Annotated in this window: 11 protein-coding genes; 7 read left to right on the top strand and 4 right to left on the bottom strand. The window is 64.1% G+C overall.

The genetic code is table 11. From position 1 onward, the window contains the following. The first annotated feature begins 78 nt into the window (after positions 1 to 78). Together ACFSJC_RS18550 and ACFSJC_RS18545 are read left to right on the top strand one after the other, a co-directional pair. Complete coding sequence (locus ACFSJC_RS18550; RefSeq protein ID WP_386028686.1) at positions 79 to 645, top strand: cell wall hydrolase; 567 nt, start codon at positions 79 to 81, stop codon at positions 643 to 645. Positions 646 to 980: 335 nt separating this feature from the next. Further along, a complete protein-coding gene (locus ACFSJC_RS18545) occupies positions 981 to 1913 on the top strand; it encodes a DNA ligase (protein WP_386028685.1) in 933 nt (310 codons plus the stop codon). A 45-nt stretch (positions 1914 to 1958) separates the two neighbouring features. Here the strand turns inward: ACFSJC_RS18545 and ACFSJC_RS18540 are convergent, their stop codons facing one another. Continuing rightward, the gene (locus tag ACFSJC_RS18540) at positions 1959 to 2522 is read right to left on the bottom strand and encodes a peptidylprolyl isomerase (protein ID WP_386028684.1); all 564 of its coding nucleotides are present in this window, start codon (positions 2520 to 2522) and stop codon (positions 1959 to 1961) included. Positions 2523 to 2648: 126 nt separating this feature from the next. Beyond that, on the bottom strand, positions 2649 to 3101 hold the full coding sequence (locus tag ACFSJC_RS18535; protein ID WP_386028683.1) for a rhodanese-like domain-containing protein: 453 nt from the start codon (positions 3099 to 3101) through the stop codon (positions 2649 to 2651). A 167-nt stretch (positions 3102 to 3268) separates the two neighbouring features. Between ACFSJC_RS18535 and ACFSJC_RS18530 the strand changes: the two genes are divergently transcribed. After that, positions 3269 to 4804, top strand: a complete 1536-nt coding sequence (locus ACFSJC_RS18530; RefSeq protein WP_386028682.1) for a helicase HerA-like domain-containing protein — start codon at positions 3269 to 3271, stop codon at positions 4802 to 4804. Positions 4805 to 4855: 51 nt separating this feature from the next. Here the strand turns inward: ACFSJC_RS18530 and ACFSJC_RS18525 are convergent, their stop codons facing one another. Then, positions 4856 to 5209, bottom strand: a complete 354-nt coding sequence (locus ACFSJC_RS18525; protein ID WP_386028681.1) for a hypothetical protein — start codon at positions 5207 to 5209, stop codon at positions 4856 to 4858. A 41-nt stretch (positions 5210 to 5250) separates the two neighbouring features. Next, positions 5251 to 5862 (bottom strand): GNAT family N-acetyltransferase, encoded by a 612-nt coding sequence (locus ACFSJC_RS18520; RefSeq protein ID WP_386028680.1) that lies wholly within the window; start codon positions 5860 to 5862, stop codon positions 5251 to 5253. A gap of 128 nt (positions 5863 to 5990) precedes the next feature. On the opposite strand from ACFSJC_RS18520, the gene ACFSJC_RS18515 reads away from it, so the two are divergent. The 4 genes from ACFSJC_RS18515 (at position 5991) to ACFSJC_RS18500 (ending at position 15889) form a co-directional block, all read left to right on the top strand. Next, the gene (locus ACFSJC_RS18515; RefSeq protein WP_386028679.1) at positions 5991 to 7982 is read left to right on the top strand and encodes a TOL_0244 family TonB-dependent receptor; all 1992 of its coding nucleotides are present in this window, start codon (positions 5991 to 5993) and stop codon (positions 7980 to 7982) included. 203 nt (positions 7983 to 8185) lie between these two features. Beyond that, positions 8186 to 8692, top strand: coding sequence for a YfiR family protein (locus ACFSJC_RS18510; RefSeq protein ID WP_386028678.1), 507 nt, complete (start codon positions 8186 to 8188; stop codon positions 8690 to 8692). Further along, positions 8689 to 11028, top strand: coding sequence for an ATP-binding protein (locus tag ACFSJC_RS18505; RefSeq protein ID WP_386028677.1), 2340 nt, complete (start codon positions 8689 to 8691; stop codon positions 11026 to 11028). The genes ACFSJC_RS18510 and ACFSJC_RS18505 overlap by 4 nt, the downstream gene beginning before the upstream one ends. A gap of 94 nt (positions 11029 to 11122) precedes the next feature. After that, positions 11123 to 15889: an EAL domain-containing protein gene (locus ACFSJC_RS18500; RefSeq protein WP_386028676.1), complete on the top strand. Its 4767-nt coding sequence runs from the start codon at positions 11123 to 11125 to the stop codon at positions 15887 to 15889. Positions 15890 to 15993 lie beyond the last annotated feature (104 nt).

Genomic DNA, 15993 nt, shown 5'->3' with positions numbered 1-15993 from the left:
GATTTCCCTATTAGGGGTATTGCTATATCATGCAGGGGATAATTTCCTGCATGCCGAGCACATCGAGATCCCAAATACATGCAAGTGCTGACTTTCGCGGCCCTGCCCGCCTTGATCTTTCCCTCTCTACTGGCCTCGTCGTCCATCGAGCATCGCGAGCCGGAGGTCGTTGCCGCGATTCCCGTCATCGAGGACGTTGAATCGACGGCCGACGAGGGTGTCGAGCCGGTTGCGGCCTTGTCGAAAGAGGACGCGGATCTTCGCTGCTTGGCGTTGAATATCTACCACGAGGCCCGCTCGGAGCCGGAAGCCGGCCAGATCGCGGTCGCCAGGGTGACCTTGAATCGCGTCGGCTCCAAGGCGTTTCCCGGATCCATTTGCGCCGTCGTGAAGCAAGGCGGAACAAAGCGTAACCGCTGCCAGTTCTCTTGGTGGTGCGACGGACGATCGGATCGCCCCAAGAATGCACGTGCTTGGCGGCGGGCCATGGATATCGCGCGGAAGGTTCTGGATGACGCGGTCCCTGATCCGACCCGTGGCGCGCTTTACTACCATGCGAGTTACTGCAAGCCCTCTTGGTCGAGTGCTTACCGCCGCACGACACGGATTGGCAGCCACCTGTTCTACCGTCCGATCGCGATCTAGACCGCATTCCGAGGTGACTTAGGGATTCGGTCGCCTTGGACGCTTTTTTCGGGTGGTCGCTCCACCCGGTTCGGGTGGACGATATTCCCCACTGGCCGTTCGCTGCATCCCCTCCAGTTTCTTCGCCGTAATCCCCCGCCCGCTCAATGCGGCATCCTTGGCCGATCGACCGAAGGCACACGCCATCGATCTTGAGTCGTCGACCGCCGGCAGCTTGAGCTTGCTAACCTTGCGCGGCGTCCTTCCCGGCGCACGCTCGTACACGATTGGTTGTCTGATGCGATGTAATTGGATAGTTTGGGTCCATCCGAGCATCGACATCCGGGAGTGCCATCATGGGCTATGCAACGGGGATATCGTCGGCGATCTCGCTGGTCGCGTTTCTGCTGGCGCTCGATACGGCGCGGGCGGTCGAGGCGCCGATCGGATTTGGAGCGGAGCACGCTGAATCCCTATCCGTGTCCCTCGGGGATCCGAAGACGGCCGACACGGTTCTCAGGCCGGCGCTGCAACTGGCCGAGGTCTACGAGAAAGGTGTCGACCTCTCCCGCTATTGGGTGAGCGAGAAGCTCGACGGGGTGCGTGCCTATTGGGACGGGGCGCGTCTCGTCAGTCGCGGAGGGCACGAGATTCGTGCGCCGGCCTGGTTCACAGCCGGTTTTCCGAGCGTTCCGCTGGATGGCGAACTCTGGATGCGGCGGGGTGACTTCGCGCGTCTGTCCGGGACCGTCCGCCATCAGCAACCGGACGAGGACGCCTGGCGCGAGGTGCGCTTCATGGTCTTCGACCTGCCGGCCTCCGGCGAGTCTTTCGGGGGCCGTTTGACGCAGTTGAGATCCCTGATCGGCGCATCGGACGCCCCCTATCTGCGCGGGGTCGATCAGTTCCGCGTTTCCGATCATGAGGCGCTCATGGAGCATCTTGCGTCCTTGGAGGCGGCGGGCGGCGAGGGGCTGATGCTGCATCGCGAGGATGCCTTCTACCGCGAGGGGCGCACCTCCGACCTGCTCAAGCTCAAGCCCTATCTGGATGACGAGGCCACTGTCCTCGGACAACTTCCGGGACGGGGCAAGTACGAGGGAATGCTGGGCTCGCTGCTGGTCGAGGATCGACAGGGGCGGCGGTTTCGGATCGGGACCGGGTTCTCGGATGCCGAGCGGGACGATCCGCCACCGCTCGGGAGCTGCGTGACCTTCCGCTATCGGGGCCACACGAGCAGCGGATTGCCACGCTTTGCCAGCTATCTGCGCCGTTGCGATCCCGAGTGAAGACCCGTAGCCCGGATGGGGCAAAGCCTCATCCGGGGATGTCTCTTAAAGCTGGCGGCAGGCGGTCAGGGTGACGTCGGTCTTTGGGCGACCCGAGCGCGTTCCCTGCTCCTCCATGGCGCGCAGGACCGGCATGCCGTCGACCATCTGGCCGAAGATCACGTGATGGCCGTTGAGCCAGGGGGTTGCGGCCAGAGTGATGAAGAACTGCGAGCCGTTGGTGTCGGGGCCGGCGTTGGCCATGGCGAGCTGGCCTGGTCCGGTGAAGTCGAGGTCGAAGTTCTCGTCCGCGAAACGCGCGCCGTAGATGGACTTGCCGCCGGTGCCGTTGCCGTTGGTGATGTCGCCGCCCTGGACCATGAATCCAGGAATGATGCGGTGGAAGGGACTTCCGGCGAAATCGAGGCCGTCACCCTTCTCCCCGGTGCAGAGTGCGCGGAAGTTCTCGGCGGTCTTGGGCGCCTTGTCGGCGAACAATTCCAGGGTGATGGTGCCGGCCGGTTGGCCGTCGATGCTGACGTCCATGGCGACCTTGGGGTTGGCCGCCATCGCGGAGGTGGCGGTCGCGGCCAGGATCAGGCTGGCGCAAATCGTGGTTACCTTGATCATCTCTCTATTCCTCGGTGATGTGTGATGGATCTGTTGCGGCGGGTGCCCTCACCGCAGCGCGTGCGATGGGGCACGAATGGGGCGAGTGAGCGGGCGATGATGGCGAAGATCATCCTCCTGTCGGCCTCAGCAGTTGGGGCAGGGCTTGATGGGCAGACCGCGACGGATCCAGCCCGGGCCGTTCGGATTGCCCATCATGCCTTCCTTGACATCGTAGACATGGGTAAATCCGCGTGAGATCAGCTCCTGCTGCATGTGTCGGCTGCGGTTTCCGGTGCGGCAGATGAGCCCGATGGTTGCCGAGCGGTCGCCGTCCACCGTCTGCAGAACCGCTTGGGCGAACCCGTCCGGCCCCTTGGGGTCGTGCATGTCGATACGATGGGCCATGGGGGCGACTCCACTCTGGCGCCATTCCATCGGGGTGCGGACGTCGATGAGCGTGAGTTCGCCCTTGTTCGCCATGTCGAGCGCCTCAGGCGGCGAGAGTTGCGGCCCTGCGGCCTGTGAGCAGCCGATGAAGAGCAGGGCGGTGCCGAGGATGATGGCGAGTGAAGGAATGGATCGATACAGCTTGATCATGCGTCTCTTCCTGAAGGGTGATGTGGCCGATGTCGGGCTGTGCCGGCGCGGGCCTGGGAATGGCTCGGCGCAGATGATTTGGCACTGGCGTGCCGAATGCAATGGGTATACTCGTTGACGTTGTCATCGCCGAACGCCTTATCGCCGAATTACACGGAGTGCTGTCAATGACGAATGCCTTTCTCATCGGCATGAGCGGTTCTCAAGAGGTCTCCATGCTCGGGCGCATGGCCAATCGGCACGGTCTCGTGGCCGGGGCGACGGGGACCGGCAAGACGGTCACGCTGCAGCGTTTGGCCGAGGGCTTCAGCCGCATGGGCGTGCCGGTCTTCCTCGCCGACGTGAAGGGCGATCTCGCCGGAATCGGCCGGCCGGGCGGCGACAATCCGCGTGTCGCCCAGCGGGTGGCCGAATTGACCCTGGAGGCGCGCGAAGGTTTCGTTCATGCCGCCAATCCGGTCATGTTCTGGGACATCCACGGCGAGCGAGGGCATCCGCTGCGTACCACCATCAGCGAGCTGGGGCCGCTGCTCCTCTCGCGCCTGCTCAACCTCAACGAGGTGCAGGAGGGGGTGGTCAACATCGTCTTCGAGGTCGCCGACGAGCATGGCTGGCTGCTGCTCGATCTCAAGGATCTGCGCGCCTTGCTGGCCCACGTTTCGGACAATGCCGAGAGCCTACGGACCCGTTACGGCAACGTCTCCAAGGCCAGCGTCGGTGCCATCCTGCGGCGTCTGCTCGCACTGGAGCAGCAGGGCGGCGAGCGTCTGTTCGGCGAGCCGGCTCTGGCCCTGCAGGACATGATGCAGACCGACGTGCAGGGGCGCGGTTATGTCAACGTCCTGGTCGCCGAGAAGCTGATTCATACGCCTGCGCTCTACTCCACCTTCCTGCTGTGGCTGCTCTCCGAACTCTTCGAGGAATTGCCCGAGGTTGGCGATGTCGAGCGGCCGCGCATGGTGCTCTTCTTCGATGAGGCGCATCTGCTGTTCGACGATGCCCCCAAGGTTTTGCTCGATACGATCGAAAAGGTGGTGCGTCTGATCCGCTCCAAGGGCGTCGGCGTCTATTTCGTCACCCAGAATCCGCTCGACATCCCGGAAGACGTCTTGGGTCAGCTCGGCAACCGGGTGCAGCACGCATTGCGTGCCTATACCCCGAAGGATCAGAAGGCGGTGCGGGCTGCAGCCCAGACCTTCCGCGAGAATCCGGAGCTGGACACCGAGGCGGTGATCACCGCGCTCGGGGTCGGGGAGGCGCTGGTCTCGACGCTGGACGAGGACGGCGTGCCGGGTGTGGTGCGGCGGGTCGACATCGCTCCGCCGAGGAGCCAGCTCGGGCCGATCAGCATGGCCGAGCGCGAGACCCTGATGCGGGATTCGCTGGTTGCGGGCGTCTACGACACCTTGGTCGATCGCGAGTCGGCCTATGAGATTCTGGAGCGGCGCGGGCAGGAGGCGGCCGATGCTTCAGCCGCCTCGCGCGGATTGGATATTTCCTATGGGGATGGTTCTGGCTCAGGCGCATCGGAGCCCGAGACGCCATCGCCCAGGCGCCGCTCAAGCAGCGCTTCACGCGCGCGTCAGAGTCCGATCGAGGCCTTTGCGACCAGCGCGATGCGCTCGCTTGGCACTCAGATCGGCCGCCAGCTGGTGCGCGGCATCATGGGATCCCTGCTGGGAGGCGGGACGCGCCGTCGCTGACTGCTCGGACGGGCTACGTCCCCAGGTTCGCACTTGGGGACGCGGAAGGGGCTACTGGGATGCGCCCTCGTCGGCGGGGTTCGAGTCCAGCGATTCGCTGGCGGCTTCGAGCCGCGCGGCCGCTGCGTCGGCGGCCTTGGCCAACCCTTCCTTCGCACGGTCGACGGCGTTGTCGATCGAGGCGCCCGCCTTCTCCATGTTGTCGTTGGCCTGATCGAGCGCGCTCTGGGCGCGGGCGGAGCCCTCCTGAATGGCTGCATCGATCTGCTTGCCGGCGCGCTCCGCTGGGCCGGGTGGCGGTGGCGGTTCGCTTTGGTCGCATCCGGCGGCGATCAGCATGACGAGCGCGATGGCTCCGGCGCCGAGTCGGCGCGCATTGCGGTTGAGATCTGCTGTGTGCTGCATCGGGTCTTTCTCCGTTTGACGTTGGTCCGTGGGGTTTGGCCTCAGGCCCCTTCGAGTGGCTCCAGGGTCTTGAGCCAGAAGGTCATGGGCTTGGGGCTCTGTTCGGTTTCGTCGAGATCCTTCCAGGTGTAGGTCGTTTCCAGCTCCGGGTGCTTGACGTAGCCTCGGCGGGTCCAGAATGCGTCCAGTGGGACGTAATCGGCCGGGCGGCGCGGATGATCGAGCGGGCGCTGGACGCCGCAGAAGGCGGCTTGAGCGAAGCGCTTCAGTCGGCGGGCATAGTCCTCGCGCTCGGTGAAGAAACGCACGCCGAGTCCCCGTCCTCGGTACTCGGGGAGCAGGACGGATTCGCCGAAGTAGAAGATCCGTTCCGGATCGTAACCCTGGGACAGGAATGGGCGTTTGAACTCTTCGGTTTCGTCGGCCATGGGCAACCCGGTGGAGGCGCCGACGACCCGTCCGCCGTCCAGGGCCAGGACGAACAGGCTTTCGGGGGAGCGGCTGTAGGTCTCCAGATAGCGCGCCTCATAGTTCAGGTCGCCGTCATAAAGATAGGGCCATTCGCGAAAGACGCGGATCCTCAGCTCGGCGAGGGCAGAGACATGGGGCGCGATGGCGTTCCCCATATAGCGTTCCACGGTCAGCGCGTTCATGGGATCTCCTCTCGGGTATCGCTTTGGATGAGGGTTCCAGACGTATCGTAAGGTCGCGAGCCTGGGGCTAGAATGCAAGCCGGCACTCTTCCGCTCAATGATCGCGCCCCGTTACGCCAGGAGTCGCAATGACCTTGGAGCTATTCCGCACCCGTCCCGAGGCCCCCGGTTCGCGTCTGCTCCGGTCGTTTGTCTGTTTGTTCTGTCTCGGTGCGTTGCCAGCCCAGGGTGACGACCTCTTGGTTTCGGATCGGCTGCAGCGGCTCAAGGGGATGAAGATCCAGGAGCTGCTCGACGTCTCGGTGACGTCCGTCTCCAGACGTCCCCAGAAGTATGCGGATGCGGCAGCGGCCCTGTTCGTCATCTCCTCCGAGGACATCCGCCGCTCCGGGGCTACCTGTATCCCCGAACTCTTGCGCATGGTGCCTGGGATCGAGGTGGCTCAGATCGACGCCAACAAATGGGCCATCTCATCGCGCGGCTTCAACGGGCGTTACGCGAGCAAGTTGCTGGTGCAGTTGGATGGACGGACCCTCTATACGCCGCTCTATTCGGGCGTCTACTGGGATGCCCAGGATACCCTGCTCGATGATATCGAGCGTATCGAGGTCATCCGAGGACCGGGTGCGACACTCTGGGGCGCCAACGCGGTCAACGGCATCATCAATATCATCACCCGCTCGGCGCACGATACAGAGGGGGGGCTGCTCAACCTCGCGGTGGGCAACGAGGAGCATGCCTCCGGCGCCATCCGCTATGGATTGCCGCTCGGGGATGGAAAGGCGGTGCGCGTCTATGCGAAGGGCTTCGACCGCGATGGCAGCATTACGCGCTCGGGCGAGGAGGGCGCCGATGATTGGCGCGGTGGGCAGCTTGGGTTTCGCGCCGATCTGGATCTTTCGTCCGAAGACACGCTGACCCTGCAGGGCGATTATTACAACGGCGACGCCGGAGCGAACCTGGCCAGTGGATCCGGGCCGACCAGCGCCGAGGCGGACATCTCCGGAGGCAATCTGCTGGGCCGCTGGTCGCGTCAGCAGGGCATGGATTCGACCCTGGCACTCCAGATCTACTATGACCAGACGCGTCGTGCCAACTGGACCCTGACCGAGATCCGCGACACCCTGGATATCGATCTCAAACAGGACCTGAACCTTGCGGGCCGGCACCTGCTCGTTTGGGGGTTGGGTTATCGCATGACCCGTGACGATCTCTCGACCGACTATGGCTCGGCGCTCCGATTCGATCCCTCGCGCCGGCAGGATACGATTCTGAGCGGTTTCATTCAGGACGATCTCTCGCTCGCCAATGGGCGGTTGCACCTGATCGTCGGCACCAAACTCGAACACAACGATTACACCCAGTGGGAGCTGCAGCCGAACATCCGCGTGCTGTGGAACATGGCGGCCGACACCAATCTCTGGGCCGCCGTTTCGCGCGCGGTGCGCACCAGCTCCCGCTTCGAGAGCGACTCCGCCATCATGACCGGCCCGGTCGTCATCTCGGGCAACCCGGAGATGACGTCGGAACGTCTGACCGCCTACGAGGTCGGGTTGCGCGCCCGCCCGCGCGAGAATCTCTCGATCGATCTCACCGCCTTCGTCAATCAGTACGATCATCTCCAGACCTATAAGATGGCCGGACGCGGGTTCGTGCTCACCTACGACAACGGGGGGGACGGGATCGGCTATGGCGTGGAACTGGCGAGCAACTGGGATCTGACGCGCGCCTGGCGTTTGAAGCTGGCCTATAGCTGGCTGCAGATGGAGCTGGACTCCGATGACAGCGCCTCGATCGCCTCGATCGATATCTACGATTCGGCCCCGCACCATCAGCTGAGTCTGCGCTCCTGGGTCGATCTCGGACCGAATTTGGAGTTCGATACCAACCTATATTTTGTCGACGGGCTGGAGCACTATGACACCGACGCCTATCTCCGGGTCGACGTGCGTCTGGGGTGGCGATTGGCGCCGGACATGGAATTGAGTCTGGTCGGACGGAATCTGGGCGACGACCGTCATGGGGAGCTTTCCAATTTCCACGGCGGCTCAGGGTCGAGTGGCCTGATCTATACCCAGGTGGAGCGCAGTCTTCTTCTACAAGCCAAGTGGTTCTTCTAGAGATCGGCGGCTAGTCGGTCGATTGGCAGATCGATCGCCTGGATAGGATTGAGGGCGATGTCGACGATGGCGAGTCGATGAGACAGGTTCCTTTGGAAATCACTCCCGCGCCTGAGTCAAAGGCCGACTCCGGCGTCGCGGGGCGGTCGCTGGGAGGGCGTCCCCTCGCGTCCTGGGCATGGTTCGTTCTTCTTTGTCTCGTTTTGGCTCGGTCGCACGCCGAGACCTTCTCCGAGGTCGACGTTCGCGCCGTCTACCTCTTCAATTTCGCCGTCTTCGTCGACTGGCCTTCCTCCGCGTTCGAATCCTCGACCAGCCCCATCCGCTATTGCGTCGTCGGTTCTCAGGCGCTGCGCGCCAGTCTGGAGCTGGTGCTGGACGACGAGCATGTCGGTGGGCGGGCCTTGCAGCTCATGCCGGCAACCGAGCCGCTGAATTGGCGTCGCTGTCATCTGCTCTATATCGGACATGGCGCCAAGACGCGTGCGCGTCAGATCCTGACGGCTGTCCGGGGGGCGGCGGTTCTCACGATCGGTGCGTCGGAGGAGTTCGTTCGCGAAGGCGGCATGATCGGTCTGGTGCGTCGCGGTCAGCGTCTGAGAGCGATCGTCGACCGGGACGCGGCCGAGCGCGTCGGTATCCGCATCAGCTCGAAGCTGCTGCGTCTTTCGACCCTCGTCTCCGGCATCCGCGAAGGTGTTGCGCCATGATTCAGTTTTTTCGCGACCTCTCCATGCGCTGGAAGGTCGTTTCGGTGGTGATGCTGGTCATCGTTCCCGTGCTGTTGCTCTCGACCTGCGTGGTCATGGTCACCGACGTCGTCAGCATGCGCTCGGGGCTGGCGGAACGGGTCACGGCATTGGCTCGCGTCGCGAGTATCAATACGGCCGCAGCACTGGCCTTCATGGACGAGGAGGCGGCCGAAGAGGTCTTCAATGCGCTGGGCAGCGAGCGCGACGTGCTGCAGATCCGTATCCGTACACTCGACGGCAAGCTCTTCGCCCGCTACCGGAGCCGAGAGGTGCGACATGAGTTGCGGCTCCGTCGGATCGATCGCTACGAGGCCGCGCATCCCGAGAGTATGGCGCTCGGCCGGCTGTTGGCCGGAGAGCCGCTGACCCGCTTTTGCGATGACTATCTGGACGTGCGCCTGCTGGTGTCGGTCAAGGGCAAAGCGCTTGGCGTGATGGACCTGCAGTACGACACGGGCGAGTTGCGACAGCGTATTTTCTATCAGGTAGCGCTGACTTCGGTGGTGTTTCTGTGCGGAATTCTGTTGGCCTTTCTGCTGGCGGTGGGGCTGCATCGTCTGATCTCGATGCCGCTCAATGCGGTGGCGGGTGCGATGGAGAATCTCGCCGCCAGGCGCGACTACTCGATCCGGCTCGATGTTGGTCGAGCGGACGAACTCGGCACCCTGATTCGCGCCTTCAATGGGATGCTGGAGCAGATCCAGCTGCGCGATGAGGATCTGCGTCAGGCGCGCGATGCGGCGGAGGCGGGCAGTCTGGCGAAGTCCCAGTTCCTCGCCGTGATGAGTCATGAGATTCGCACCCCAATGAACGGCATCATCGGCATGGCCGAGCTGCTGTCGGGAACGCAACTGGACGAGCGCCAGCGGCACTTCGTGCGCACCATCCAGGTCTCGGCCGAATCGCTCCTCGACATCATCAGCGACGTCCTGGATTTCTCCAAGATCGAGGCCGGCCGTCTGGAGCTGGAACGCGTCGAGTTCGATCTGCACTCTCTCATGGGGCGGATCTCGGACCTACTCTCCGAGACGGCGCGCCGCAAGGGCCTGGAACTGATAACGCGTATTTCGCCGCATTGTTCGAGCCGGGTCCTGGGCGATCCCGGTCGTTTGCGCCAGATCCTGATGAATCTGGTTTCGAACGCGGTCAAGTTCACCGAGGCGGGGTATGTGCAGTTGAGCCTGAGCTGCCTGGAGGAGACCGATGACGAAATTCGAATTCGTATCGCCGTTAAGGATACGGGCATCGGGCTCTCGTTCGAGGAACAGTCGCGGATCTTCGACCGTTTCAGTCAGGCCGATTCGTCGACATCGCGACGCTACGGCGGAACCGGGCTCGGGCTGGCGATCAGCAAGCAGCTGGTCGAGCTCATGCATGGCACGCTGACCTTGGATAGCCTGCCCGGTCATGGTTCCCTGTTCCAGATCGAGTTGAACCTGCCGAAGGCGAGTCCAGGGCCGTCCGGTCAGGCTCTGGATCTGAAGGGACTCCGTGTCCTGCTGGTTGACGGCGATCGGGATGGCGCGGCTCGGCTGATCGACGATTGCAGCGTCTTGGGTATCGAGGTGCTGCAGATTCCCCATCTGGGCGAGGCGATGGCGCTGGCGCTCACCCAGGCTGCTGGTGGAAACGGCTTTTCCCTGTTCGTTCTCGACGAGGCGCAGCTACCCCCGCTGGATCTGCCCGTCGGTCGGGTGCTACGCGACCTGATCGACCAGGCGATGGGGGCCGTCCTGCTGTGCGAGCGCGAATCGGGGGGCGCGAAGCCACCTGGCTGGGACGGGCTGGAATGCCTGGTGAGGCCCATGGAGTGTCACGTTTTGACGCGCGCTTTGGGTGCTATGATACACAGCTCGCCTCTGGGCGAGGACAGGGCGTTTTCAGCGCCGGACCGGCAGGGAGGCGAGCGGCCAAGTCTGGGTTTGCGGGTGCTGGTCGCGGAGGACAATCCGGTCAATCAGGACGTGATCGACAGCATGCTGAGCGTGCTGGGTTGCAAGGCGGTGATGTGCGCGGACGGTCAGGCCCTGCTCGCCGAATTGGCGCGCTCGGATTACGACCTCGTCCTGATGGATTGTCAGATGCCGTTGATGGACGGTTACGAAACGACCCGGCGTCTTCGTTCGAGGGAGCAGACACGCGGGAGCCATCTGCCTGTGATCGCCCTGACGGCCTATGCGATGGAGGGCGATCGCGAGCGGGCGATGGCCGCTGGCATGGATGACTATCTGGTCAAGCCGTTCAAGCTGGCCGATTTGGCCAAGATGCTGCGGCGCTGGACGGCATCTGGATGATTGGTTTCGTCGTGCTGTAGCGGACAGCGGACGCCTTAATTTTTACCGAAACGTTCGATACGGGACTGCTCGAAGCGATGGAGGAGCCGTCGGAATGAAGTCTGCATCCTGCTCGCCGCTTGGCGACGCATTCCGGCGCATCCGAGGCGCCGCGATCTTGACCTCGCTTCTACTGCTGGTCCCGGCGGTCGTGGTCATCCAGTCGAACCCGAACCGGATCGTGGCGAACGCCGCCCTCCTGATGTTCGTCGTGCTGCTGGCCATCTCCATGGGGCTGCTGGTCGCCGATCGCTGGCAGCGGCGCGTTACCCGCCCGCTCGTCGCGCTCTCGTCCCTGATCGAGCGCGTCCTGCGCGAGGGCGACTACGGACTGCGCGCGGCCCCGCTGGAGGACATCCAACTCTCGCGTGTTGCCGTCGGTTTCAACGCCTTGCTCGAACGGCTCGAACAGCTGGGGCAGCGCGATCGCTGGTATTTCCGCCAGCGCGAGCGCATCGAGCACGAGTTCGATGAACGATGCGGCCACCTGGCGCAGGCCAATGTCGAGCTGGAGCAACAGATTCGCCAGTCGGAGTCGGCCAGGCGCGCCGCAGAGCGTCTGCTGGAGGTCGCGGACCAGGTCAAGCAGGCCAAGTCTCAGCTCCTCTCGAACATGAGCCATGAGATCCATACCCATCTCGCGGGTGTCATGGGAATCGGCGAATTGCTGATCGCGGAGGATCTGCCAAGCGAGCAGCGGCGTCTTCCAGCCGCCCTGGTCCGCTCGGGTGGGGCCTTGCGCACGGCGATCAACGACATGCTCGATGTCGCCCAGATCGAGGCGGGGCGAATTCGACTCGGCACCGGCGATTTCGTGCTGGCGGATTGCATCGAAGAGAGTCTGGTCGCGCTCGCCGACCGCGCTCGGGAGCGGGGTGTCGAGCTGGTCATTCGACTCGATCCCGATCTGCCGCACGCCATCCGTGGCGATCAGGTCCGTATCTCTCAGGTTCTCGGGATACTCGGGGCGGCGGCTATTCGCAGCGTCCTCGGTCGGGAGCTGCTGCTGATGGTTCGACTGGACGAGCGCGAGGGCGATCGGGCGGTGGTTCGGGTCGAGGTCCAGGTCGTCGGGAAGGGGGGGCTCGGCGGCGAGTTTGACTCAGCCGCTCTCGGCGGGAGGACACTGGCCGGGAGCGGGTCGCATTTGGGTCTCTCGATCGCGCGAGACCTGATCGAGCTGATGGGTGGGGCGAGCACATTGGGGGATTCCGCACGCAGTGAGGGGCTTGGGTTCAGACTCCCCGTGACCGTCACCCAATGGGAGGCGCCCTGGTCGGTGGCACGCGCCCAGCTTCAGGGCATGAGGATGGTGCTGCTCGGCCCCCGGAGTCAGGCGCTGACGACGCTCTGCGACTATGCGAGCGAGGCTGGGGTCCTGGTGTACGAGTGCACCGAGCCCGGCGAGGCGCGCGAGGTCCTGTCCGAGGCGCACGATGGCGTCGTTCCCTTCGATCTGTTGGTCATGGATTCGGAGCTGAAGGACCTGGATTTGCTGGTCTCGCCGTCCGTGCTCGCCGAAACGCCAGCGCTCGACCAGGTTGCGCGGATTCTGCTGGTCCCGACGATCGACGACTGGGGTGGCGAGAGCACGGCTGCGCTGCGTGTCGATGCCTATCTCGTCAAGCCGGTGCGTCGCAGTCAACTGATCGCGACTCTGGCTAGGGTGACATCTGGTGGTGGGGTCGCGCCCGGTTCCACCGAGGCGGTGACGGCCGACAACGGTGCGTTGGAGCCGCTCGGTCTCAAGGTGCTGGTCGCCGACGATAACGCCATCAATCAGGATCTGGCGGTCGCCATGCTGTCGGCGCTGGGATGCGAATCCCGCGCGGTCTTCGATGGCCAGGCTGCGGTGGATGCCTGTACGGCGGAGTCCTTCGACGCGGTGCTCATGGACTGCAAGATGCCGTTGATGGACGGTTATGAGGCGACACGTCGTCTGCGGCTGCGCGAGTCCGGTGGTTCGGGTCGGCGTTTGCGGATCATCGCGCTCACCGCACATGCGATGGAGGGCGATCAGGAGCGGTGTCAGGCGGCGGGCATGGACGATTATCTGACCAAGCCCATTTCGATGAAATCGCTGCACCGCGCGTTGCTGCGCGGGGTTGGCGGGAGGGTCCGGCCGGTCTCCGATCTTGACGCGTGCGAGCCGGGTGTGACGGTCGATTTGGGTATGCCAGCGCGTCTCGGGCCGGATCCCTTCTGTCTCGACGATCTCGAGGCCGTCCCGGTCCTGAACCCTGGGGCGCTCGACGAGATCGGCTCGATCGATCCGCGCTCCGGCTCCGCGCTGGTGATGCGGATGATCGCCAGCTATCTCGACTCCGAATCGACACTGGTCGCCCGTATCCGCGCAGGGATCGAGGCCGGCCAGCCACAAGGGGTCGCCGAGGCCGCTCGGGCGCTCTGTTCGGCGGCCAAGACGCTTGGAGCGGCTCGGTTGGCGACGCTCTGCGCTCGGCTGGAGCGCTCCTCGCGTGCCGGAGGCGCTCAGGTTCCTCCGCTGCGCGTGACCTCGACTCTGGAGCAGACGGCTGCCGAGACCCGCATCGCGATTGGCGAGCGCTTTGGCGGTACCGGTGACCGGCCCCGTGAGATTGCGATCGCCGATCGGTCCTCGGTCGCTACGCCGATGCGCGAGTTCGATTCGCTCGTGCCAATGCCGCTGTCCAAAGGGCAGTTCGTCGAGGTCGATGATCGGCCGTCCGTGCGCGACCGCCCGCTGATTCTGGTGGTGGATGACGATCCGTCGACACACCTGCTCGCCCAGACCGCCTTCGAAGAATCCGGGCTCAGGTTCGCCGGCGCCTGGGATGGACAGGGCGCGCTGGAGGCGGTGCGTTTCCAACGCCCGGATCTAGTTCTGTTGGATGCGGGCATCCCCGTGATGGACGGTTACGAGACCTGTCGGCGTTTCCGGAGTCTGGCCGGTTTCGAGCTGCTCCCGATTCTCATGCTTACGGGACTGGAGGATCTGTCCGCCGTCGAGGCCGCCTATGATTCGGGTGCCACCGATTTCTACTCCAAGCCGGTCAACTGGCGCCTGCTCGTTCATCGGATCCGCTATCTGCTGCGCAACCACGCGACGCTCGACGCGCTGCATCTCAGCGAGGCGCGCAACGCCGCCCTGATCGCGGCGATCCCCGATGCGCTCATGCGGCTCGATCGGCGCGGTCGGGTGCTGCAATTCAAGCTGGGCCGGATCCTCAAGAGGGTTCGGGAGACGGTCGAATCGAGGCCGACCGTCCTGTCCGATCTGCTGCCCGAGTCCGCTTGCGCGTTGATACAGCGCGAGCTCGACACGACGCTGGCCGAGCACGGCGTGCGCGAGCTGGAGGTCGAGTTGTCCAACGATCGCGAGGAGACGCTGTTTTTCGATGTGCGTCTCATCGCCGTCGACTCGGAGCAGGTGATTCTCTTGTTGCGCGACATGACCGAGCGACGTCGGCGTCAGCGGGTCATCCATCAGCTCGCCTATCAGGACGGCCTCACCGGTTTGGCCAACCGCGCCCAGTTCAATCAGGATCTCGACTCCGCGCTGACGCGCAACCGCCGCCGCGATGACCGTATCGCCCTGCTGTTTCTGGACCTGGATCGCTTCAAGCGGATCAACGACTCGCTCGGACATGGTATCGGCGACGAGTTGCTGCGTGGCGCGGCGCAGCGGTTGCAGGATGCCGTCGATGAGGCGTCCACTGGCGCCACGCTGCGGGTCGGGAGCATTGCCAATACCGTGGCGCGCTTGGGCGGTGACGAGTTGACGGTGATCCTCAAGGGACAGGGTGTCGAGCGCGTGGCGCAACGGGTCGCCGGGCATGTCATCGAACGCTTCAATGAGCCCTTCCTGTGCTCCGGTCACAGCATCGTCTGTACTGCGTCGATCGGCATTGCACTCAGCCCGAACGATGGGGAGACGCCCGAGACGCTGCTCAAGCACGCAGATACCGCCCTCTATGCGGCGAAGCTGGACGGGCGCAACACCTACCGTTTCTTCACCGCCTCGATGGGCGAATCCGCTTCGCGCAAGCTGGATATCGAGTCGCGTCTGCGTTGCGCCCTGGATCGCGGTGATTTCAAGCTGCTCTATCAGCCGACCTTGGATATCGGCTCCGGGGAGGTTCTCGGGCTGGAGGCGTTGCTGCGTTGGGAGGATGGCGAGAATGGGTTGGTCGAGCCCGCAGATTTCATCTCCATCGCCGAGGAATCGGGACTCATCGTGCCGATCGGGAGCTGGATGATGAATGAGCTGCGTCGCCAGCGCGCGCTCTGGTTGCGCGAGGGGTCTGCATGGCCGATCTCTATCAACCTCTCCGATTGCCAGTTCAGCGATGAGCGTTTGATCGAGCAGTTGGTCGCTCTGTCACAGGAATGCCCTGCGGGAGCGATCGAGTTGGAGGTCACCGAGCGTTTGCTGCTGACGCGCGACACACGATGGATCGAGACCCTGGCTTTGCTCAGAGCGCGCGGGTTGCGGGTGGCCGTCGACAATGTCGGGACGGGTTATTCCTCGCTCTCGCTCCTGAAGCAACTGCCCATCGATACGCTCAAGATCGATCGGAGCTTGGTGCGCGAGATCGGTCGCGATTCGACCTCCGAGCTTCTGGTGCGGACCCTGGTCGCGCTTGGTCGGGGGCTGGGGGTGAGGGTCGTGGCCGACGGGGTCGAGACGAATGAGCAGCTGGATTTTCTGGCCCGTGAGGGTTGCCATGCCGCTCAGGGTTATCCGTTCTCGGCTCCGCTTGCGCCGTCTCAGCTCGTCTTCGATCTCTCGGCGGTCGGATCGCCTCCGGGGCGGGGCGTCAGAACGCATCCGGGGCTCTGACGCGTCCCCGATGCTCGGCCCGGCTTGCTTTTCATAGAGCGCGTTGGCAACCTCCGTTGGTCCGATGCGTGCGGCGACAGGCTCCGCTCCAGATGTGCCCCGAT

It is taken from the genome of Thiorhodococcus fuscus (genome assembly GCF_042682685.1).
Lineage (GTDB): Bacteria > Pseudomonadota > Gammaproteobacteria > Chromatiales > Chromatiaceae > Imhoffiella > Imhoffiella fuscus.
The sequence above is the reverse complement of the archived record's forward strand: the minus strand, read 5'-3'. Positions and strand labels throughout refer to the sequence as shown.